The sequence below is a fragment of the Phreatobacter sp. genome (genome assembly GCF_052440005.1).
GTDB lineage: Bacteria > Pseudomonadota > Alphaproteobacteria > Rhizobiales > Phreatobacteraceae > Phreatobacter.
This window is the reverse complement of the sequence record NZ_JBQVQL010000006.1, coordinates 63,989-83,382: the sequence shown is the minus strand read 5'-3', so window position 1 is coordinate 83,382 and position 19,394 is coordinate 63,989. Positions and strand designations below refer to the sequence as shown.

22 protein-coding genes are annotated in these 19,394 nt (G+C 69.2%); 7 read left to right on the top strand and 15 right to left on the bottom strand.

Annotated features, from left to right (window positions below):
- The coding region (locus ACT6XY_RS02935) for a hypothetical protein (protein ID WP_444746832.1) at positions 1–243 on the bottom strand (243 nt) is incomplete at its 3' end.
- Between the two features lie 250 nt (positions 244–493).
- On the opposite strand from ACT6XY_RS02935, the gene ACT6XY_RS02930 reads away from it, so the two are divergent.
- Entirely contained in the window at positions 494–1,351 is an 858-nt protein-coding gene (locus ACT6XY_RS02930) for a transporter substrate-binding domain-containing protein (protein ID WP_444746831.1), read from the top strand.
- Positions 1,352–1,357: 6 nt separating this feature from the next.
- Here ACT6XY_RS02930 and ACT6XY_RS02925 read toward each other — a convergent pair whose 3' ends face one another.
- Positions 1,358–2,017: an MSMEG_1061 family FMN-dependent PPOX-type flavoprotein gene (locus ACT6XY_RS02925; RefSeq protein WP_444746830.1), complete on the bottom strand. Its 660-nt coding sequence runs from the start codon at positions 2,015–2,017 to the stop codon at positions 1,358–1,360.
- A gap of 31 nt (positions 2,018–2,048) precedes the next feature.
- Complete coding sequence (locus ACT6XY_RS02920; RefSeq protein ID WP_444746829.1) at positions 2,049–3,137, bottom strand: TRAP transporter substrate-binding protein; 1,089 nt, start codon at positions 3,135–3,137, stop codon at positions 2,049–2,051.
- A 148-nt stretch (positions 3,138–3,285) separates the two neighbouring features.
- On the opposite strand from ACT6XY_RS02920, the gene ACT6XY_RS02915 reads away from it, so the two are divergent.
- Positions 3,286–3,945: a DJ-1/PfpI family protein gene (locus ACT6XY_RS02915; protein ID WP_444746828.1), complete on the top strand. Its 660-nt coding sequence runs from the start codon at positions 3,286–3,288 to the stop codon at positions 3,943–3,945.
- On the opposite strand, the gene ACT6XY_RS02910 is transcribed toward ACT6XY_RS02915, so the two are convergent.
- Positions 3,923–4,498, bottom strand: coding sequence for a methylated-DNA--[protein]-cysteine S-methyltransferase (locus ACT6XY_RS02910; protein ID WP_444746827.1), 576 nt, complete (start codon positions 4,496–4,498; stop codon positions 3,923–3,925). The genes ACT6XY_RS02915 and ACT6XY_RS02910 overlap by 23 nt on opposite strands.
- A 118-nt stretch (positions 4,499–4,616) precedes the next feature.
- Between ACT6XY_RS02910 and ACT6XY_RS02905 the strand changes: the two genes are divergently transcribed.
- The gene (locus ACT6XY_RS02905; RefSeq protein WP_444746826.1) at positions 4,617–6,269 is read left to right on the top strand and encodes a lysine--tRNA ligase; all 1,653 of its coding nucleotides are present in this window, start codon (positions 4,617–4,619) and stop codon (positions 6,267–6,269) included.
- 253 nt (positions 6,270–6,522) lie between these two features.
- Here ACT6XY_RS02905 and ACT6XY_RS02900 read toward each other — a convergent pair whose 3' ends face one another.
- Together ACT6XY_RS02900 and ACT6XY_RS02895 are read right to left on the bottom strand one after the other, a co-directional pair.
- The gene (locus ACT6XY_RS02900; RefSeq protein ID WP_444746825.1) at positions 6,523–6,819 is read right to left on the bottom strand and encodes a DUF7684 family protein; all 297 of its coding nucleotides are present in this window, start codon (positions 6,817–6,819) and stop codon (positions 6,523–6,525) included.
- Positions 6,820–6,933: 114 nt separating this feature from the next.
- Positions 6,934–7,560 (bottom strand): S24 family peptidase, encoded by a 627-nt coding sequence (locus ACT6XY_RS02895; RefSeq protein WP_444746824.1) that lies wholly within the window; start codon positions 7,558–7,560, stop codon positions 6,934–6,936.
- Between the two features lie 137 nt (positions 7,561–7,697).
- Here ACT6XY_RS02895 and ACT6XY_RS02890 point away from each other — a divergent pair, with 137 nt between their 5' ends.
- Together ACT6XY_RS02890 and apaG are read left to right on the top strand one after the other, a co-directional pair.
- Complete coding sequence (locus tag ACT6XY_RS02890; RefSeq protein ID WP_444746823.1) at positions 7,698–8,042, top strand: DUF952 domain-containing protein; 345 nt, start codon at positions 7,698–7,700, stop codon at positions 8,040–8,042.
- 61 nt (positions 8,043–8,103) lie between these two features.
- Entirely contained in the window at positions 8,104–8,496 is a 393-nt protein-coding gene (apaG, locus tag ACT6XY_RS02885) for a Co2+/Mg2+ efflux protein ApaG (protein WP_444746822.1), read from the top strand.
- Here the strand turns inward: apaG and ACT6XY_RS02880 are convergent.
- The 8 genes from ACT6XY_RS02880 to ACT6XY_RS02845 all read right to left on the bottom strand — a co-directional run bounded on the left by ACT6XY_RS02880 (position 8,489) and on the right by ACT6XY_RS02845 (position 16,259).
- Entirely contained in the window at positions 8,489–9,247 is a 759-nt protein-coding gene (locus tag ACT6XY_RS02880; protein WP_444746821.1) for a sulfite exporter TauE/SafE family protein, read from the bottom strand. The two genes, apaG and ACT6XY_RS02880, sit on opposite strands and share 8 nt — an antisense overlap.
- A 67-nt stretch (positions 9,248–9,314) precedes the next feature.
- A complete protein-coding gene (locus ACT6XY_RS02875; RefSeq protein ID WP_444746820.1) occupies positions 9,315–10,094 on the bottom strand; it encodes an SDR family NAD(P)-dependent oxidoreductase in 780 nt (259 codons plus the stop codon).
- Positions 10,094–11,113 (bottom strand): phosphotransferase, encoded by a 1,020-nt coding sequence (locus ACT6XY_RS02870; RefSeq protein WP_444746819.1) that lies wholly within the window; start codon positions 11,111–11,113, stop codon positions 10,094–10,096. The genes ACT6XY_RS02875 and ACT6XY_RS02870 overlap by 1 nt, the downstream gene beginning before the upstream one ends.
- A 159-nt stretch (positions 11,114–11,272) precedes the next feature.
- On the bottom strand, positions 11,273–12,463 hold the full coding sequence (locus ACT6XY_RS02865; protein WP_444746818.1) for an acetyl-CoA C-acyltransferase: 1,191 nt from the start codon (positions 12,461–12,463) through the stop codon (positions 11,273–11,275).
- Between the two features lie 36 nt (positions 12,464–12,499).
- On the bottom strand, positions 12,500–13,429 hold the full coding sequence (locus ACT6XY_RS02860) for an SDR family NAD(P)-dependent oxidoreductase (protein WP_444746817.1): 930 nt from the start codon (positions 13,427–13,429) through the stop codon (positions 12,500–12,502).
- Positions 13,430–13,439: 10 nt separating this feature from the next.
- Positions 13,440–13,901, bottom strand: a complete 462-nt coding sequence (locus ACT6XY_RS02855) for a MaoC family dehydratase (RefSeq protein ID WP_444746816.1) — start codon at positions 13,899–13,901, stop codon at positions 13,440–13,442.
- 23 nt (positions 13,902–13,924) lie between these two features.
- Positions 13,925–15,061 (bottom strand): acyl-CoA dehydrogenase family protein, encoded by a 1,137-nt coding sequence (locus tag ACT6XY_RS02850; protein ID WP_444746815.1) that lies wholly within the window; start codon positions 15,059–15,061, stop codon positions 13,925–13,927.
- 7 nt (positions 15,062–15,068) lie between these two features.
- A complete protein-coding gene (locus ACT6XY_RS02845; RefSeq protein WP_444746814.1) occupies positions 15,069–16,259 on the bottom strand; it encodes an acyl-CoA dehydrogenase family protein in 1,191 nt (396 codons plus the stop codon).
- Between the two features lie 242 nt (positions 16,260–16,501).
- Between ACT6XY_RS02845 and ACT6XY_RS02840 the strand changes: the two genes are divergently transcribed.
- A complete protein-coding gene (locus ACT6XY_RS02840; RefSeq protein ID WP_444746813.1) occupies positions 16,502–17,131 on the top strand; it encodes a TetR/AcrR family transcriptional regulator in 630 nt (209 codons plus the stop codon).
- An 18-nt stretch (positions 17,132–17,149) separates the two neighbouring features.
- On the opposite strand, the gene ACT6XY_RS02835 is transcribed toward ACT6XY_RS02840, so the two are convergent.
- Complete coding sequence (locus ACT6XY_RS02835; protein ID WP_444746812.1) at positions 17,150–17,941, bottom strand: HugZ family pyridoxamine 5'-phosphate oxidase; 792 nt, start codon at positions 17,939–17,941, stop codon at positions 17,150–17,152.
- A 145-nt stretch (positions 17,942–18,086) separates the two neighbouring features.
- Here ACT6XY_RS02835 and hisD point away from each other — a divergent pair, with 145 nt between their 5' ends.
- On the top strand, positions 18,087–19,391 hold the full coding sequence (hisD, locus tag ACT6XY_RS02830; RefSeq protein ID WP_444746811.1) for a histidinol dehydrogenase: 1,305 nt from the start codon (positions 18,087–18,089) through the stop codon (positions 19,389–19,391).
- Positions 19,392–19,394 lie beyond the last annotated feature (3 nt).

Genomic DNA, 19,394 nt, shown 5'->3' with positions numbered 1-19,394 from the left:
GAGCAGGGCCATGCCGCCGACAGGCCGCACGATCCCGACCGCGCGGCGCGCCAGCACCGCCCGCCAGGATTGCGGATCGGCGGCAATCGTCGGGGCGAGGTCGGCGGGCACGGGCTCGCCTCCGATGCGGGCGGCGAGAGCCTCGGCCACGGCCTCCTCCGTCGTCAGGCCGAGGGCGAGGGCGACCTCCAGCGGCGGCACCCCCCACAGCCCCGCGAGATAGCCGACGCGCACGCGCTTCAACGGCTCGACCAGTTCGTCGACGAGGCGAGGCGGCGGCGCCCCGGCGTGCCTGTGGGCCCGAGGGCGGAGCGACGGCGCCGCCGGACGTGAGCCCAGCCGCTCGGCGAAACGCGCCCGATACTCCCCAAGCCGCATGGTCGGCCGCCCGATCCCGCGTCCGACCCCTCCCGGACGCCCCTTCGGCAGGCTATAAGGCGGCATGGAGCCGGCATCAGTCGGACGAACCCGGATGGCGTGCGTGACCGCGAGAATGTTATTCCTGGTTGCGACGGCCGCCCTGCTGGCGATGCTGCCGGCCCGAGGGCAGGCGCCCCTGGCCGGCGCCGAGGGTGCGACGCCCTCGCAGGTGACCATTCCAAGCTACTGGGACCCCCGCCGCCGCAGCGAGCGGGTCGACCTTACCCGCGTGCCACAGATCCGCTTCCTCACCGAGGACGACTTCCCGCCCTTCAACTTCGCCGGCCCAGACGGCCGGCCCGTCGGCTTCAACGTCGACATCGCCCGCGCCATCTGCGAGGAGCTGGGCGTGCCGTGCACCATCCAGGTCCGCCGCTTCGACCTGCTGACCGAGAGCCTCGACCGCAACGCGGGGGACGCGGTCATCGCCTCCCTCGCCATCAGCCCCGATATTCGCCGCCGCTACGAAGTGTCGGACCGCTATCTCGAGACCCCTGCCCGCTTCCTGATCCGCCGCGACACCCGCCTCACCGAGGCGACGCCGGAGGCCCTCGCCGGGCGCTCCATCGCCACCGTCCAGGGCTCCGCACACGAGGCCTATGTCACCCAGTTCTTTCGCCTCTCGGCCCGGCGCAGCTATCCGGACATCGAGGCGGCGCGACGCGCCCTGCTCGAGCGTGACGTGGACGTGCTCTTCGCCGACGGTGCCGCGAGCGGTTTCTGGCTCGCTGGCGAGGCCTCCGCCGGCTGCTGCAGCTTCCTCGGCGGAGCCTTCACCGAAAGCCGTTATTTCGGCGAGGGTCTCGCCATCGTCATGAGGCGCGGCAACGACCCGCTGCGGCGTGCGATCAACCACGCGCTGCAGCGGCTGTGGGAAAAGGGCACCTACGCCGAGCTCTACCTCAAGGCCTTCCCGGCGGGCATCTACTGAGACGGCTCAGTACATGCCCCGCCGCGCCATCTCGGCGCCCTGGCGCTCGCTCTCCTCCTGGGTGAGTCCTTCGCAGTGATCGACGAGCATCGCGCCGTAGCTCGGCAGGTCGTTGCGGTCGATGTAGCGCGCGGGATCCCAGAGCGCGGCCCGGTTCACCGCCTTTGCGCAGTGCAGATAGGCCTCCACCACGGTGACGAGCACGCCGATCTTCGGCGGCCGGCCCTGCACGGCCGAGCCCGCCAGCAGCGCGGCGTCGTCGGTGATGCGGGCGCGGCCGTTGACGCGCAGCACCTCGGCCATGCCCGGCACCACGAACAGCATGCCGACCAGCCCCGTCTCGAAGATGTTCTCGAGCGAATCGAACCGGTTGTTGCCGATCCGGTCCGGCAGCAGCAGGTGCCGGTCGTCGAGCACGCGCACGAAGCCGGCGGGGTCGCCGCGCGGCGACACGTCGGCCCCCTTCGACCCATGCGTGCCGACGATGACGAAGGTCGAGCGCGCGATGATCGCCCGGCAGTGCCTGTCGAGGCGGGTGATGACCTTGTCGGTGGCGCGCGACATGGGCTCGGGATGGCGCGCGCGCACCTCCGCGATGGAGCCGACATAGCTCACCGCCTCGGGATCGAAGGCGGCATCCGCCTCCGGCAGGGTGTGGATCGTCATCGGCGCGTCTCCGTCGGGGGGCGGGGCGGCATCAGCCGCGCCGGAGCCTGAGCATCATCAGATCGTACTGGAAGTCCGCCACCTGGTGATAGATGTTCCCCTTCCGCTGGAACTCGCGCTGGTGATTGAAGATCTTGGCGAATTCCGGATTGGTGGCGGTGATCTCCTTGTAGTAGGCCTCGGCCTCCACATAGAGGCGCTCCAGCACCTCCTGCGGAAACAGCGAGACCTGCACACCCTGGCTGACAAGGCGGATCAGCGCCTCCGGGTTCTTCTGGTCGTAGTGGGCGAGCATGTCGGTGGTCGCCGCCTGCGCCGCCACCTCCACCGCCTTCTTGTAGAGCGGCGGCAGTTCGTTCCATTTGGCGAGGTTGAACACGCCATGGAACACGGTGCCGCCTTCCTGCCAGCCGGGCGCGTAATAGCGCTGCGCCACCTTGTTGAAACCGAGCTTCTCGTCGTCGTAGGGGCCGATGTATTCGACCGCATCGATCGTGCCGCGCTCGAGGGCGGGATAGATGTCGCCCGGCGCGATCTGCTGCGGAACCACGCCGACACGCGCGGCGATCGTTCCCGCCAGACCGGCGATGCGCATCTTCAGCCCCGACAGGTCGGCGACGGTCTTGATCTCCTTGCGGAACCAGCCGCCCCACTGCATGCCCGTATTGCCGCAGGGCAGCCCGTAGACGTTGTGCTTCCTGAAGAACTCGTTGGTCATGGCGAGCCCGCCGCCGTGATAGTACCAGGCGTGCTGCTGCCGCGGGTTCATCAGGAAGGGCACCGAAGCGGTGAGCGCAAAGGTCGGGTCCTTGCCCACGTAGAACAGCATGCCGGTATAGGCGGCCTCCACCGTGCCGTTGGAGACGGCATCGAGTGCCTGAAGACCGGGCACGATCTCGCCGGCGGCGAACTGCTGGATGGTGAAGCGACCCTCGGTGAGTTCGCCGACATGGCGGCAGAACTGCTCGGCCGCCCCGTAGGTCACGTCCAGGCTCTTGGGGAAGCTCGACGTCGCGCGCCAGCGGATGGTCGGCAGCGACTGGGCGATGGCGGGGGCTGCGACGGCGGAACTGGCCAGCAGGGCAGCGCCCGTGGACTTCAACATGTCTCGGCGTTTCATGCGACAACCTCCCGGGGGGGGTCCGCCGCGGCCATCGCGGTTCTTCCCCAGGGTGAGGGCTCGCAACCACCATGCCATCGAGCCCTGCGGCAGCCGCGCGCGGCGGCCCGTCCGTTGCATGGCTCGGCCGAAAGCAGGGAGAAAGACGATGACGCGTGACAGGCAGGCAGCGGCCATGATCGGCGTCGTCGTCTACGGCGGGGTGGAGCCCATCGACATCGGCGGCACGGTCGGGGTCGTCTCCATGGCGAGCCGCATCCTGCCCAACATCGCCTCCCTCACCATCGCGGAGAGCGCCGGCCCGGTGGTCCTCGCCGGCGGCCTCACCATCATCGCCGACGAGGGCTTCACCACCGCACCGCCCTGCGACGTCTACATCGTCACCGGCGGCCCGGGCTGGCGCCAGCAGGTGAAGGACGAGGCCATGCTCGCCTTCGTGCGAGCCCTTGCCCCCGACCGCCTCGCCTCGGTCTGCACGGGAGCGCTGATCCTCGCCGCGGCGGGTGTTCTCGACGGGCACACGATCACCACCCGGCGCAGCGCCGTGGGAGCGGAGACACAGGCGCCCCTCACCCTCATCGGCGGCATGGCCTCGGGCGCGACGCCGGTCACGGCGGCCGTCGTGGAGGATCGCGGCATCGTCACCGGCGGCGGCGTGTCGCTCACCATCGACACGACGCTCTATCTCGTCGGCCGCCTCTATGGCGAGGCGGCGCGGGACGAGGTCGCGGCCGTGATCGAATACGACCGCGCCTTCGCGGCGAACCGCGCGGCGCTCGGCCACGTCATCGGCCAGGGCGCGCCCTGAGGCCGAAGGCGGGATCGTCGTCGAACAGGGTCGGCGCAGGCGACGTGCGCGCCCGCTCGATGGAGAGCAGCTTCAGTTTCGTGTCGACGCCGCCCGGCGCCGAGAAGCCGCCGGTCTTGCCGCTCGCCGCCAGCACCCGGTGGCAGGGCACGACGATCGGCCAGGGATTGGCGCCGAGCGCCCGTCCCACCGCCTGCGCCGCGCCCGGCTCGCCGATGCGGCGGGCGACCTCGCCATAGGTCAGCGTCTCCCCGGCGGGAATGGCGAGCGTCACGTCGGTGACGCGGGCCTGGAAGTCGGCGAGACCGTCGCAATCGAGGGGCGCTGCCGAAAGGTCGACCCGCTCGCCGCTGGCGAGCGCCACGATGCCGTCGATAACCGCGCGGATGGCAGGCGGCGGCTCGGCCTCCACCGCATCCGGATGGCGGGCGAGCAGGCTCGCCCGCGTCGCCGCGGGCGTCGCCGCCGGCAGGCGTACGGCGACGAGCCCCCGCTCGCCCCAGGCGAGGCCGACGGCGCCGAGCGCGGTGTCGAAAAGGATGAGACCGGTCATGGCGGAAGCCTAGCAGAGCGCCCTGCCGACGTCGCGGCAACAGCGCATTCATTGACCTTGCCGGCCCCCCGCCCTATTGCAACCCACCGCTTTCGCTCGTCTCCGTCCGGACCCCGCCATGCTTCCCGCCCTGTCGATCACGCCTGCCCTCCTGGAGGCCGCCCGCGTCTCCACCGCCTGGCCGTTCGAGGAAGCGAAGAAACTCGTGGCGCGCCTCGAGAAGACGCCGAGGGACGGGGCCATCATCTTCGAGACCGGCTATGGGCCCTCGGGGCTCCCGCATATCGGCACCTTCGGCGAGGTCGCGCGTACCACCATGGTGCGCAATGCCTTTCGCCTCCTGACCGAGGACAAGGTGCCGACGCGCCTCGTCGCCTTCTCCGACGACCTCGACGGCCTCAGGAAGGTGCCGGACAACGTGCCGAACAAGGAGCTGCTGACCCAGCATCTCGGCCGTGCGCTCACCGCCGTGCCCGATCCCTTCGGCACCCACGACAGTTTCGGTGCCCACAACAATGCCCGCCTGCGCGGCTTCCTCGACCAGTTCGGCTTCGACTACGAATTCGTCTCCTCGACGGCCATGTACCGGTCCGGCGCCTTCGACCAGACTCTGCTGACCGCCCTCGAGCGCTTCGACGCCATCCAGGCGATCATGCTGCCGACGCTCGGCGAGGAGCGCCGTGCCACCTATTCGCCCTTCCTGCCGATCCACCCGGAATCGGGCGTCGTCATGCAGGTGCCGGTGGAGGAGCGCAACGTTTCGAAGGGCACCATCGTCTGGCGCGACCCCGCCTCGGGCACGCGCTACGAGACCCCCGTCACCGGCGGCCACGCCAAGATGCAGTGGAAGCCGGACTGGGCCATGCGGTGGACGGCGCTCGGCGTCGACTACGAAATGGCCGGCAAGGACCTGATCGATTCCGTCACCCAGTCGGGAAAGATCTGCCGGGCGCTCGGCGGCACGCCCCCCGAGGGCTTCAACTACGAGCTCTTCCTCGACGACAGCGGGCAGAAGATCTCGAAGTCGAAGGGCAATGGCCTGACCATCGAGGACTGGCTGGCCTATGCCTCGCCGGAGAGCCTGTCGCTGTTCATGTACCAGAATCCGCGGAGCGCCAAGCGGCTCTATTTCGACGTCATCCCGCGCAATGTCGACGACTACCTGACCTTCGTCGAGAAGTTCCCCGGCCAGGACGAGAAGACCCGGCTGATGAACCCGGCCTGGCACATCCATTCCGGCACGCCGCCAAAGGTCGAGGTGCCGATCTCCTTCTCCATGTTGATGAACCTCGTCTCGGTGTCCAACGCACCGGAGACCAGCGTGCTCTGGGGCTTCATCCGTCGCTATGCCCCCGACGCCTCGCCGGAGAAGAACCCGAAGCTCGACGAGCTCGCCGGCTACGCCGTGCGCTACTTCCACGACTTCGTGAAGCCGACCAAGGTCTACAAGGAGGCCGACGCCGTCGAGCGCGAGGCGCTGGAGGCGCTCGCCGCCGCCATCATGGCGCTTCCGAAGGACGCCAGCGCCGAGGACGTGCAGGGCGCCGTCTACGACGTCGGCCGCGCCATCCCGCGCTACCAGGACCTGAAGGCCAAGGGCGCGACCCCGGAAAAGCCCGGCGTCTCGGCGGAATGGTTCTCGGCGATCTACAAGGTGCTGCTCGGACAGGAGAAGGGCCCGCGCTTCGGCTCCTTCGCCGTGCTCTACGGCCTCGACGAGACCCGCACCCTCATCCGCAAGGCGCTGGCAGGCGAGTTCGTGAAGGGGTGATGGGGCGGGGCCAAGCCGCCTTCGGGTAGGCAGACGCTTCCCTCCCCGTCATGGCCGGGCCTGTCCCGGCCATCCACGACTTGACCACCGCCCTTCGAGAATTCGTGGATGCCCGGCACGAGGCCGGGCATGACGCGGAGAGTTCCAGGGCAGACACAGGAGGCGACCCCTCACCGTCACCCCCGGCGAGGCCGTTGGCCGAGGAAAGGGAGTCCAGGTGGCCCGCGAAGGCTGCCCCACGCGGGCAGTCTCCTCAAAGCTTGACGATCTCTGGAGTACCGGGCCAATCCGAGATGGCGCGGGCAAAAGCTATCACTTCATCGAGCGGTTCTTCGGGATGCGATGTTGTGATCACAACGCGCAGTTCCCGGCCGGAACGGTGGCTGATATCGATGACCCATTCGTCGATCAGGTCCTCAATGAGAGCGCAACGCGGACCGACAACGCAGATCAACTGCACACCTTCGTCGAGACAGCGGGTGACAAAGGCCTGAAGATGGTCTTCGACCTCAGGCCCGACAACCAGAACGACTTTCGGCTTTAGCGGCACGAAGGCCCCTCCCCGTTCGTAAGGCGTACCGGTCGAAACTCTGGACCCCCTTCCCTCGCCATTCGGGCTCGCCGGGGGTGACGGATCGAGACGCCTCCAGAGCCGACTGCCCCCTTACTGACTCACCCACATGATCCGCGCCATCCAGGCGATCTCCGACACCGTGAAGCTCCGGTCGGCGTGGTCCTGGTTGAGCGAGGTGAGTTCGATCGTCCGGTTGGTCTGGCGCTTCAGTTCCTTCGCCATGATCTCGCCCTCGGCGGTCTGCACCACCACCCGGTCGCCCCGGCGGATCGGCGCCGTCGGCGAGATGACGATGCGGTCGCCGTCGCGATAGACCGGCAACATCGAGTCGCCCTGGATCTCCAGCGCGTAGATCGCCTCCTCCGGCATGTCGGGGAAGGAAACCTCGTCCCAGCCGTTGCCGGCGGGAAAGCCGCCCGCGTCGAAATAGCCGCCCGCGCCGGCCTGGGCGAAGCCGAGTATGGGCAACGGCCTGATGCTCATCCTGGCACCTCCGACGAGCGCGACGAATTCGCCGAAGCTGGTGCCGGTGGCGTTGAGGGCCTTGGCGACGGATTCGGTGGAGGGCCAGCGCTCGCGGCCGTCCAGCATCACGCGCTTGGACTTGTTGAAGGTCGTGGCGTCGAGCCCCGCGCGCTTGGCGAGACCCGAGGCGGAGAGGCCGTTGGTCTCGGCGAGACGATCGATGGCGGCCCAGATATCGGCATGGGAGAACATGGCAAACTCCCGCGGGTCCGGCAGGCACCGACTCCGCGCATCAAAGCTTAAGGAACGTCGTCCGTTTCTAGGATTATTGGCCTTTGTTCTTCCTGTCAATCTCCGCTAGGCTGGCGTCTTCCGTTTTGGGACCCGCTATGACCACCATTTACAAGATCTCCCCCCGCGACGCGTGGCAGCGCGCCGAGAGCGCCGGGCGCTTCACCGGGGCGCCCGTCGACCTCGCGGACGGGTTCATCCACTTCTCCACCGCCGCCCAGGTGCGCGAGACCGCGGCGAAGCACTTCGCCGGTGCCGCCGATCTCGTCCTGGTCGCGGTGGATGGTGCGGCGCTCGGCGCGGCCCTCGTCTTCGAGCCCTCGCGCGGCGGCGCCCTCTTCCCCCACCTCTATGGCGACCTGCCGATGAGCGCCGTGCGCTGGGTGAAGCCGCTGCCGATGGGCGCAAACGGCGCCCATCTCTTCCCCACCCTCGCGGACTGAGGGCCGGTTGACAGCGCCCGCGGCGGCGGCGAGCCTGTCCCACACGCCGAGGGAGAAAACGATGTATCGCGCGCTGACGCGGGGCATCCAGGTCACGGTCACCCCGGAATTCGTACCGGAGCGTTCGGAGCCGGACGAAGGCCAGTTCTTCTGGACCTATCACGTCGAGGTTCTCAATCTCTCGGGCGAGAGGGTGCAATTGCGCGCCCGCTACTGGCGCATCACCGACGAGCATGGACGGGTGCAGGAGGTGCGGGGCCCCGGCGTCGTCGGCGAGCAGCCGGTCATCGAGCCGGGCGCGGCCTTCGAATACACCTCCGGCTGCCCGCTGACGACGCCGACCGGCATCATGGCCGGGCACTACCTGATGATCTCCGAGCGCAACGAGACCTTCCAGGCCGAGATCCCTCCCTTCTCCCTCGACAGCCCCTTCGCCAACCGCACCGTCAACTGACGGACGGAGCGAGGGCCCGGACGAGTTGGACGAGGGCGAGGCCCGAGACGAGCAGACCGACGATCGCCATCAGGATGTGCGGCCTCAGCCGGCGGACGATATAGCCGCCGAAGGGCGCCGCCAGCGCCCCGCCGATGACCAGCGCAACGATATGCGACAGGTGGCTGAGGCCGATCTCGATGAAGAAGGTCGTCGACACCGCCACGGTCACGAAGAATTCCGCCGCGTTGACCGACCCGATGACCCGGCGCGGCGCATGGCCCGAGCCGATGAGCGTCGAGGTCACCATCGGCCCCCAGCCGCCGCCGCCGATGGCGTCGAGGAAGCCGCCGACGAGGCCCAGCGGCGCGGCATGGGCGGTTTTCGCGTCCTCGGAGGTCGGGCTCAGGCGGAAGGCCTTCATCAGGATGAGGAGACCGAGGACCAGGAGGTAGGCGGCAATGAAGGGGCGGATGGCCTTCCCGTCGATGTTCGACAGGACATAGGCGCCGAGTACGCCGCCGACGACGCCGGCGACGCTCAAGGTCAGGAACAGGCGCTTGTCGATATTGCGGAAATAGAGATGCGAGAGACCCGACACGCCGGTGGTGAAGACCTCGGCCGTATGGGTCGCCGCGCTGGCCTGCGCCGGCGGCAGGCCGAGGGACAGCATCGCGGTCGTGGCGATCAGACCGAACGCCATCCCGAGGGCCCCGTCCACCAGCTGGGCGAAGAAGCCAACGGCGATCAGCAACACGAACTCGAACGTCATGGCGGTGGGGGCCTCCGCAGCGTCCTGTCAGACAGCATATATGACAGAAGGGACGGCGCGGGTCAGTTCACAGAGCCGTCAGGCCGCCGTCTACCACGAGGGCATGGCCGGTCATGAAGCTGTTCTCCGGCGAGCAGATCCACAGCATGGCCTGGACGATCTCGTCGGCCGTCCCGGCCCGCCGCATCGGCATAGTCTGGACGAGCCGCGAGACCATCTCCTCCTGGGTGCGGCCGGGCTGGGCGAGGGATTCCGTCAGCATCGGCGTGTCGGCGAAGGCGGGGCAGATCGCATTGACGCGGATGCCCTTGCGGGCGGTTTCGGCGGCCGCCGTCTTGGTCAGGCCGATCACCGCGTGCTTGGCCGCGGCATAGGCTGCGAGGAGCGGCGCACCGGTGACGCCGGCCACCGAGGCGGTGTTGAGGATGACCCCGCCGCCCTGCCGCTCCATCACCGGGATCTCGGCCTTCATGCCGTGGAAGACGCCCATGACGTTGACGTCGAACATGCGGCGCATCACCGCCTCGTCGGTATCGACGAGCTTCATCGTGCCGTGCGCGACGCCGGCATTGTTGAGCGCCACGTCGAGCCTGCCGAAGGCGTCGGTACCCGCCGCCACGAGAGCCGCGACGGCGTCCCCTTTGCCGACATCGGTCAAGCGCGTGACGACCTTTCCGCCAGCCGCCTCCACCAGCCGCGCGGTCTCGGCGAGGCCAGCCTCCTGCACGTCGCCGAGGACGAGGTTGGCACCCTCCTCGGCGAAACGCACCGCCGCGCGCCGCCCGAAGCCGCTCGCGGCGCCCGTGATGAGGACGGCCTTGCCCTCGTAGCGGCGAACAGCGGTCATCACGGTCCCTTCTCGATGACGTCGACGGCCATGCGTGCGAGGATCGGGATGTTGTCCTTCACCTGCATGGCGCGCTCGGGGTTGGAGGCATTGCCCGACAGCGCCCGCTTCAGCACGCCCTGCAGGATCGCCGCCATGCGGAACAGCGAGAAGGCGAGGTAGAAGTCCCAGCGGGGAATACCGTCGATGCCGGTCCGCTCGCAGTAGCGCGCGACATATTCGGCCTCGGTCGGGATGCCCACCGCCTTGCGGTCGATGCCGGCGAGGCCCCGGAAGGAACCCGCATGCGGCAGCCGCCAGTGCATGCACTGATACGCGATGTCGGCGAAGGGGTGGCCGATCGTGGAGAGTTCCCAGTCCAGGATGGCGAGAAGCTCCGGCCGGTCCTTGGCGAAGATCATGTTGTCGATGCGGTAGTCGCCGTGGACGAGCGAGGAGCGCCCGTCGTCGGCGGGCAGGTTCTGCTCCAGCCAGGTGATGACCTGGTCGATGTCCGGCAGGTGCTCGGTCTCGGAGGCGCGGTACTGCTCGGTCCAGCGCGACAGCTGCCGGGCGAAGTAGTTGCCAGGCCGGCCGAAGTCGGCGAGGCCGACCGCCGCGGGATCGACCGTGTGGAGGGCTGCCAGCGCCGCGTTCATGGCGTCGTAGATGGCGGTGCGGTCGCTGAGCGAGACCTCCGGGATCGCCGGATCCCAGATGATGCGACCGTCGACGAACTCCATCACGTAGAAGGCGGTGCCGATGACGCTCTCGTCCTCGCACAGCACGTGCATGCGCGGCACCGGCACGGGCGTGGCGCCGAGCGCCTTCATCACCCGGTACTCGCGGTCCACCGCATGGGCCGATTTCAACAGCTGCCCCGGCGGCTTCTTGCGCAGCACGGCGCGGCCGCCGGCATGGGTCAGCATGAAGGTCGGGTTGGACTGGCCACCGGCGAACTTCTCGGCCCTGACCGGCCCGTGGAAGCCCGTCCAGTGGGCCTCGAGATAGGCGCCGAGCGCCGCTTCGTCGATGGTCATGGCAGACGTCGCCGCTGGCGTGGCCAAGGCAGAACTCCTCGCAATGCTGATCGGCAGGCGCATGCCGTCGCCGTGCCGCATGGCTGCGGCACGGGAAGTCTGCCACGCCGCCGCACCGCCCGTAATCTCCGACGGACGGACGACGGCGGATCGTCCGGGTCAGACGACCTCAAACAGGCCGGCGGCGCCCATGCCGCCGCCGATGCACATGGTGACGACCACGTGCTTGGCGCCGCGGCGCTTGCCCTCGATCAGCGCATGGCCGGTGAGGCGGGCGCCCGAGACGCCGTAGGGGTGGCCGACCGCGATGGCGCCGCCATTGACGTTCAGGCGGTCGTGCGGGATGCCGAGGGTGTCGCGGCAATAGAGGACCTGCACGGCGAAGGCCTCGTTCAGCTCCCAGAGGTCGATGTCCTCGACCTTCATACCGGCGCGCTTGAGCAGCTTCGGCACCGCGAAGACGGGGCCGATGCCCATCTCGTCCGGCTCGCAGCCGGCAACCGCAAAGCCCTTGAAGATGCCGAGCGGGGTGAGGCCGCGCTTCTCCGCGAGCTTCGCCTCCATCACCACCGCCATGGAGGCGCCGTCGGAGAACTGGCTGGCATTGCCGGCCGAGATGACACCGCCCTCGAGGGCCGGGCGGATCTTGGCGACGCCCTCATAGGTCGTGTCGGCGCGGATGCCCTCGTCCTCGGTGAGGGTCACCTCCTCCTCCCAGGTGCGCACGACCTCCTTCTTGTCGTTCATTTCGGCCTTCAGCATCTTCGTGGTGAAGGGAACGATCTCCTGGTCGAACTTGCGGCCCTGGCGGGCGGCGGCGGCGCGCAGCTGGCTCTCGACGCCGTACTCGTCCTGCCGCTCGCGCGAGATGCCGTAGCGCTTGGCCACAGTCTCCGCCGTCTGCAGCATCGACCAGTAGATTTCCGGCTTCTTCGCCTTCAGCCCCGGATCCTGGAAGTTCGACTTGTTCGCCTGGTTCTGCACCAGCGAGATCGATTCCACACCGCCGGCGACGTAGATGTCGGCCTCGCCCGCGATGATGTTCTGCGCCGCCGTGGCGATGGTCTGCAGGCCCGACGAGCAGAAGCGGTTGATCGTCATGCCCGAGGTGGTGATCGGGCAGCCGGCCGAGAGCGCGATCTGCCGGGCGATGTTGCCGCCCGTCGCGCCCTCAGGCGTGGCGCAGCCGACGATCACGTCCTCGACCTCGCCGGGATCGATGCCGGCGCGCTCGATGGCGTGCTTCGTCGCATGGCCGCCCATGGCCGCGCCGTGGGTGTTGTTGAGCGCGCCCTTCCAGGACTTCGCCAGGCCCGTGCGGGCTGTGGATACGATGACGGCTTCACGCATGGGTCTCTCCTGACGTGGTCCTGAAAAGGGGTTGGCTCAGCCGCGGGGCGGCAGGGTGATGCCCTTGCCCGCCGCGGCCTTCATGGCGAACTTGGTGGTCTGCTCGAAGGCGCCCTGCAGCGCCTTCTGGCCCGACGGATTCGAGATGTCCTCGAACCGTGCGGCGACCGTCTCGGGGGTGCGCTCGGCCTCGTCCAGCCAGATGCCGTCGGTCTCGTAGATGATGGTGCGGGCGAAGGCCCCCGCCCCGGCGCAGAGGATCGTCCGCGACGGCCCCTTCTCGCTGACGAGGAAGAGCACGCCGGGGGTGATCGATTCCGGCGTCAGCAGAGCCAGCGTCTCCGGCGTCATCAGCTCTTCCGTCATCCGGGTGGCGGCCGTCGGCGCCAGCGTGTTGACTCGGATGTCGTTCTTCGCGCCCTCCTGGTGCAACACGTTCATCAGGCCGACCATGGCCGCCTTGGCGGCTCCGTAGTTGGACTGGCCGAAATTGCCGTAGAGGCCCGAGGACGACGAGGTGAAGACGATGCGGCCGTAGTTCTGGGCACGCATGATGTCCCACACCGCCTTGGTGCAGTTGACCGTGCCCATCAGGTGCACGTCCACCACCGCCTCGAAGTCGGCGAGCTCCATCTTGGTGAAGGTCTTGTCGCGCAGGATGCCGGCATTGTTGATCAGGATGTCGATCCGGCCCCAGGCATCCATGGTCTTCTTCACCATGTCCTGCACCTGGGCGAAGTCGGCGACGTTGGCGCCGTGCGCCATGGCCTCGCCGCCGGCTGCCTTGATCTCGGCGACGACCTTCTCGGCCGCCGCGGAGGAGCCGCCGGTGCCGTCGCGGGCACCGCCGAAATCGACGATCACCACCTTGGCGCCGCGGGCGGCGAGCCCCAGGGCATGGGAGCGTCCGAGGCCGTTGCCGGCGCCGGTGACGATGGCGACGCGTCCGTCGAAGCGAATGGTCATGCGGAAGTCCTCAGTTCGTGAAGGCGAGCGTGACCCAGTCGGCGGCGAGCGCCGGCTTCTCGGCACCCTCGATCTCGACGGTCACGGCATGGGTGAGCTGGTGCTGCTGGGCTGACTTGGACTCCAGCGCCTTCAGCACGAAGCGGCCGCGGATGCGCGCGCCCGCCTTGACCGGGCTCATCATGCGCAGCCGGTCGAAGCCGTAATTGACGCCCATGGTGCGCCCGGCGATGTCCGGCAGCGCGTCATAGGCCATGGCGGACAGCATCGAGACAGTGAGGAAGCCGTGGGCGATGGTGCCACCGAAGGGCGTGGCCTTCGCCTTCTCCACGTCGATGTGGATGAACTGGTGGTCGTGGGTGAGGTCGGCGAAGGCGTCGATGGCGCTCTGCGGAATGTCGAACCACTTCGACACGCCGACCTCCTGGCCGACGCGGCCCTTCAGCTCCTCGATGGTCACCTGCTCTGCCATGCTGTCCTCGTCTCGTCGTCTGGTCAGAAGCCGCGCGCCAGCGCGACGCGGTCGGCGTGGAAATCGGCGTCGCCGTAGAGGGTGGAGGCTACCTGCATCCGCTTCATGAAGAGGCCGATGTCGATGGCATCCGTCATGCCGATGCCGCCGTGCATCTGCACCGCCTCCTGGGCCGCCAGGCGCGCCACCGACGACGCCTTCGACTTGGCGACGGAGACGGCGAGCGCGGCGCCGGTCGGATCGGCATCGAGCGCCTGCAGCGCGGCGAGCACCGCGGACTTCGCGATCTCCACCTCGCAGAAGAGATGGGCCGCCCGGTGCTGCAGCGCCTGGAAGGCGCCGATGGTGCGGCCGAACTGCTTGCGCTCCTTCAGATAGGCCATGGTGCGCGAAAAGCTCTCCTGGGCATTGCCGGAGAGCTCGGCGGCAAGGCCCGCGCGTCCCGCGCCGAGCACGACCTCGAGGAGGCCGTGGCCATCGTCCACCTCGCCGACCACGTCGTCGGCCGTCACCTCGACGCCGTCGAAGGTGAGTTCGGCAGCGCCGCGCGAATCGAGGGTCGAGAGCCGCTCCGATGCGAGGTTCCGTGCCTTGGCATCGACGAGGAAGAGGCTGATGCCCTCCGCCTCCCCGGCCGCGCCGCCGGTGCGCGCGGCGACGAGCACCGCATCGGCCGCCTGGCCGTCCACCACGTAGCTTTTGGTGCCGGTGAGGCGGAAGCCGTTGCCGTGGCGCTCGGCCCGCATGGCGATGCCGGAGGGATCATGCCGGCGGCCCTCGTCGACGGCCGTGGCGATCACCGCTTCGCCAGCGACGATGGCGGGGAGCCAGCGCTCCTTCTGGGCCGGCGATCCCGCCCGCGACAGCGCGGTGGCCGCCATCATGGCGGTGGAGAGGAAGGGCGAGGCGGTGAGCGTGCGGCCCATCTCCTCGCAGATGATTCCGGCACCCACGAAGCCGAAGCCGAGGCCGCCCTGGTCCTCCGGGACGAGCACGCCGGTCCAGCCCATCTCGGCCATGGCGCGCCAGAGGCCGCGGTCGAAGCCGTCGGCGATCTTCTCATCGCGGATCCTGCGCAGCGCCGCCACCGGCGCCTTCTCGGAGACGAAGCCGCGGGCGGCATCCTGCAGCATCACCTGGTCGTCGTTCAGGACAAGCATGGCGGCCTCAGGCGGACGGCAGTTGCAGGAGGCGCTTGGCGACGATGTCGAGCATCACCTCGGACGTGCCGCCCTCGATCGAATTGGCCTTGGTGCGCAGCCAGCCGCGCGGTCGCTCGCCGTCGTTGGTGCGGGCGCCCTCCCATTCGAGCCCCTCGTGGCCGGCGGCGCGCATGAGCAGCTCGTAGCGGCGCTTGTTCAGCTCGGTCCCGTAATATTTCAGCACCGAGGACTTGTCGCCGACGCCCTTGCCGCCCGCGGCCGCCTCGTCCTTGTAGCGCGTCATGGTCGCCGCGAAGGCGAGCGCGTCCACCTCGGCCCGCGCCGCATCGGCCCGCAGGAACGGGGCGGCGAGCCGGCCCTCGCCGTCGGTGCCGATCTCACTCGCCGCCACCTGTCCCGGCGAGCGCCCGCCGAGGAGGCCTCCGCCCCCGCCACCGATCATCTCACGCTCGTGGGTGAGGAGATATTTGGCGATGTCCCAGCCGCGGTTCAGCGTGCCGACGAGGTTCGCCTTTGGCACCTTCACGCCGTCGAAGAAGGTCTCGCAGAACGGCGACTTGCCGGAGATCAGCAGGATCGGCTTGGTCGAGACGCCCGGCCAGGTCATGTCGAACAGCAGGAACGAGATGCCGAGGTGCTTTGGCGCGGCGAAATCCGTCCGCACCAGGCAGAAGATCATGTCCGCCTTGTCGGCATAGCTCGTCCAGATCTTCGAGCCGGTGACGACGAAATGGTCGCCGCCGTCGTCGGCCCGGGTCTGGAGCGAGGCGAGGTCGGAGCCGGCATTGGGTTCGGAATAGCCCTGGCACCAGCGGATTTCGCCGCGGGCAATGCGCGGAAGGTGCTCCTTCTTCTGCTCCTCGGAGCCGAAGGCGAGAAGGGCCGGGCCCAGCATCCAGATGCCGAAGCTCTCCAGCGGCGAGCGCGCGCCGATGGCCCGCATCTCCTCCTTGAGGATCTTCACCTCCTCGTGGGAGAGGCCGCCCCCGCCGTAGTCCTTCGGCCAGCCCGGCACGGTCCAGCCGCGCGCCGCCATGCGCGTGAGCCAGACCTTCTGGGCCTCGGACTTGAAGGTCCAGTTGCGGCCGCCCCAGCAGATGTCGTCGTCGCCGGCGACCGGCGTGCGCATCTCAGGGGGGCAGTTGGCGTCGAGCCACGCGCGTGTCTCGCGCCGAAAGGCGTCGAGGGCGTCCATGAACATCCTCCCGCGGCGACCTCGCGATGGGCGGGCCGCCGATCGTTGCATCGTTGACGGCCCCGCTCGCGCGAGGACATACTGCGGAGTATGTTCGCCTGTCCGGCCCTTGTCGAGCCCCCCGGCCGGCGCGGGCGGCATGCCGGATCTCCCCCTTCCGGCAGAGGGCGATCGGCGCTAACACCCGGTCGGGGAAACAACCGGACACCGGAACGGTGCCGCTCGGGAGGATGCCGGCTGACATGCAGCCCACGGCCGCCAACGATCTCGTCTCACCGGACCGGCGCGAGGAGGTGCTCGCCGCCGCCGCCGAATGTTTCATGCGGCGCGGCTACGAGGCGACCTCGATGGACGACGTCGCCGACATGCTCGGCGCCACCAAGGGGCGCGTCTATCACCACTTCCGCTCCAAGCCGGAGCTCTTCTTCGAGGTCTTCCGGCGGGCGATCTTCATCCTCATCCGCGAGGCGGGCGTGCATGAGACCGGCGCGGGCACGGCCGCCGACCGGCTCCGGCGCATGTCCCGCGCCCACATCCTCTGCATGATGGAGACCCAGGCCTTCCAGCGGAACCTGACCCTCGGCGTCGACCTCTACCGCTTCGGCGAGACCAGCGAAGAGCACAAGGCGACCCTCGAGGAGTTGATGAATCTCCGGCGCGGCTACGAGGACGCCTTCCGCCGCACCTTCGCGGCGGGGGCTGCCGACGGCTCCATGAAGGCCCTCGATCCCTCCCTGGCCATGCGCACCCTCCTGGGTGCCATCAACTGGGTGGCGGTCTGGTATTCGCCCCGCCCCGGCGAGACCCGCGCCCATCGCGAGACCCTGGCGGAGGAGATCGTCGCCCAGGTGCTCGGCGGCTACCTGGCGTAGCGCTCGGCTGCACTCGCCTCACGCCGCCTTGCCGCGGGCCTCGCGCACCATCTGCACCAGCACCTTGTGCAGGTCCTCGCCGGTGGTCACCCGCCGGGGAAACAGCACCCGCGCCGTCCGGTCGCCGGCGACGAGGTCGAAGCCTTCCGGATCCGCGCCGGACATCTTCCACGGACCCGGCTCCTCGCCAGCCAGCGCCGTGGCGTAGACCGACACGGCGTCCGCATGGTCGGCGTTCATGTGGGCGATGGCGCCCGGCTCGGCGGCGATCAAACCCTCAGCGTCATTCACATCGATGAGCAGGTCGGCACCGGCGATGTCGGCCGCGCGGGCGAACCCGCCGTTGAGATGGCCCGCCGCCACGGCCATCCGCCAGACGCTGAAGTCGGGGAAGTCGATGTAGATCTGCGCCTTCGGGTTGCGCGCGAGGAACCGCGCCTTCAGCCGCTTCACCTCCGCCTCGTCCTCCACCCGCGAGAAGGCGCCGAGCACCGTCAGGCGCGGATGGGCCAGCGGGTCCCCCTTGCCGTGGCGGGCGAGCAGAACCGATGCGCGCCGATCCGCCTTCAGGTTGGCCGTGTGGCTCGACAGGTTGGAGATGAGGATCACCGGCGCCCCGTCCGTGTCGGTGGCCACCGTCGTCAGCGTCGTCACGGGATGGCCCGTGTTGCGGTCGATCGTCCCGAGCGCGGCGGTGCGGATGGTCCTCAGGAGGTCTCTCGCCCATTCCAGCGGCTTGAAATCCGCCGGCTGCGGCGCGTTCTCCGGGATGTTGCCCGGCATGGCGCCCGGCTGTGACTTGGTATCCATAGCTGTCTCCTGGCGCGGCACCATGACGACGGGCCGGCGGGCGATCAAGACCCTTCGCGCCCCGGCCGGCAGCCCGGCACCCGACGCAGGACTTGACGCGACGCGGAGCCTCGCCCATGCCTCGCATCGACCGGAAAGGCCCATCATGCCCCTGCGCCTCTCGACCAGCGCCGTCGATTTCGAATCCCGCTTCGCCGGCCTCCTCGCCATGAAACGCGAGGTGTCGGAAGAGGTGAACGACGTCGTTCGCGCCATTGGCCAGGACGTCGCGCAGCGCGGCGACGCAGCCCTCATCGAATACACCGCCAAGTTCGACAAGCTGATGCTGACCCCGGCGACCCTGCGCGTCACCGAGGGACAGATCGAGGCGGCGATCGCCGCCTGCGACCCGGCGACGCTCGACGCCCTGCGCCTCGCAGCCGAGCGCATCCGCGCCTACCACGCCCGCCAGAAACCGCAGGACGACCGCTTCACCGACGCCCTCGGCGTCGAGCTCGGCTATCGCTGGACCGCCATCGAGGCTGTCGGCCTCTACGTCCCCGGGGGCACCGCGGCCTATCCCTCGTCCGTGCTGATGAACGCCATTCCCGCCAAGGTGGCCGGCTGCCCGCGGGTGGTGATGGTGGTTCCGGCCCCCGGCGGCACGCTCAACCCCCTGGTGCTTGCGGCGGCCCACCTGGCGGGCGTCGACGAACTCTACCGGGTTGGCGGTGCCCAGGCCGTCTTTGCGCTGGCCCACGGCACCGAGACGATCCGTCCGGTCGCCAAGATCATGGGCCCCGGCAACGCCTATGTCGCCGCCGCCAAGCGCCAGGTCTTCGGCAAGGTCGGCATCGACATGATCGCCGGACCGTCCGAGGTGCTGGTCATCGCCGACGGCACCGCCAATCCCGACTGGATCGCCGCCGATCTCCTCGCCCAGGCCGAGCACGACACCGCGGCACAGTCCCTCCTGATCACCGACGACGGCGCCCTCGCCGACGCGGTGGAGGCGGCGGTGACGCGGCAGCTCGCCACCCTGCCGAGGGCCGAAATCGCCGGCGCGAGCTGGCGCGACTACGGCGCGGTCATCGTGGTCGACACGATCGACGAGGCCGTGCCGCTCGCCGACCGTCTCGCGGCCGAGCACCTCGAGATCATCACCGCCGATGCCGAGGGCCTCGCCGCGCAGATCCGCAATGCCGGCGCCATCTTCCTCGGCGGCCATACGCCCGAGGCGATCGGCGACTATGTCGGCGGCTCCAACCACGTGCTGCCGACGGCGCGCTCGGCGCGCTTCTCCTCCGGCCTCGGCGTGCTCGACTTCATGAAGCGCACGTCGCTGCTGAAATGCGGCCCGGAGCAGCTGCGGGCGCTCGGGCCCGCCGCCATCGCCCTCGGCCAGGCGGAGGGTCTCGCCGCCCATGCCCGCTCCGTCTCCATCCGCCTCAATCTCGGTGGCTCCGACTGACCG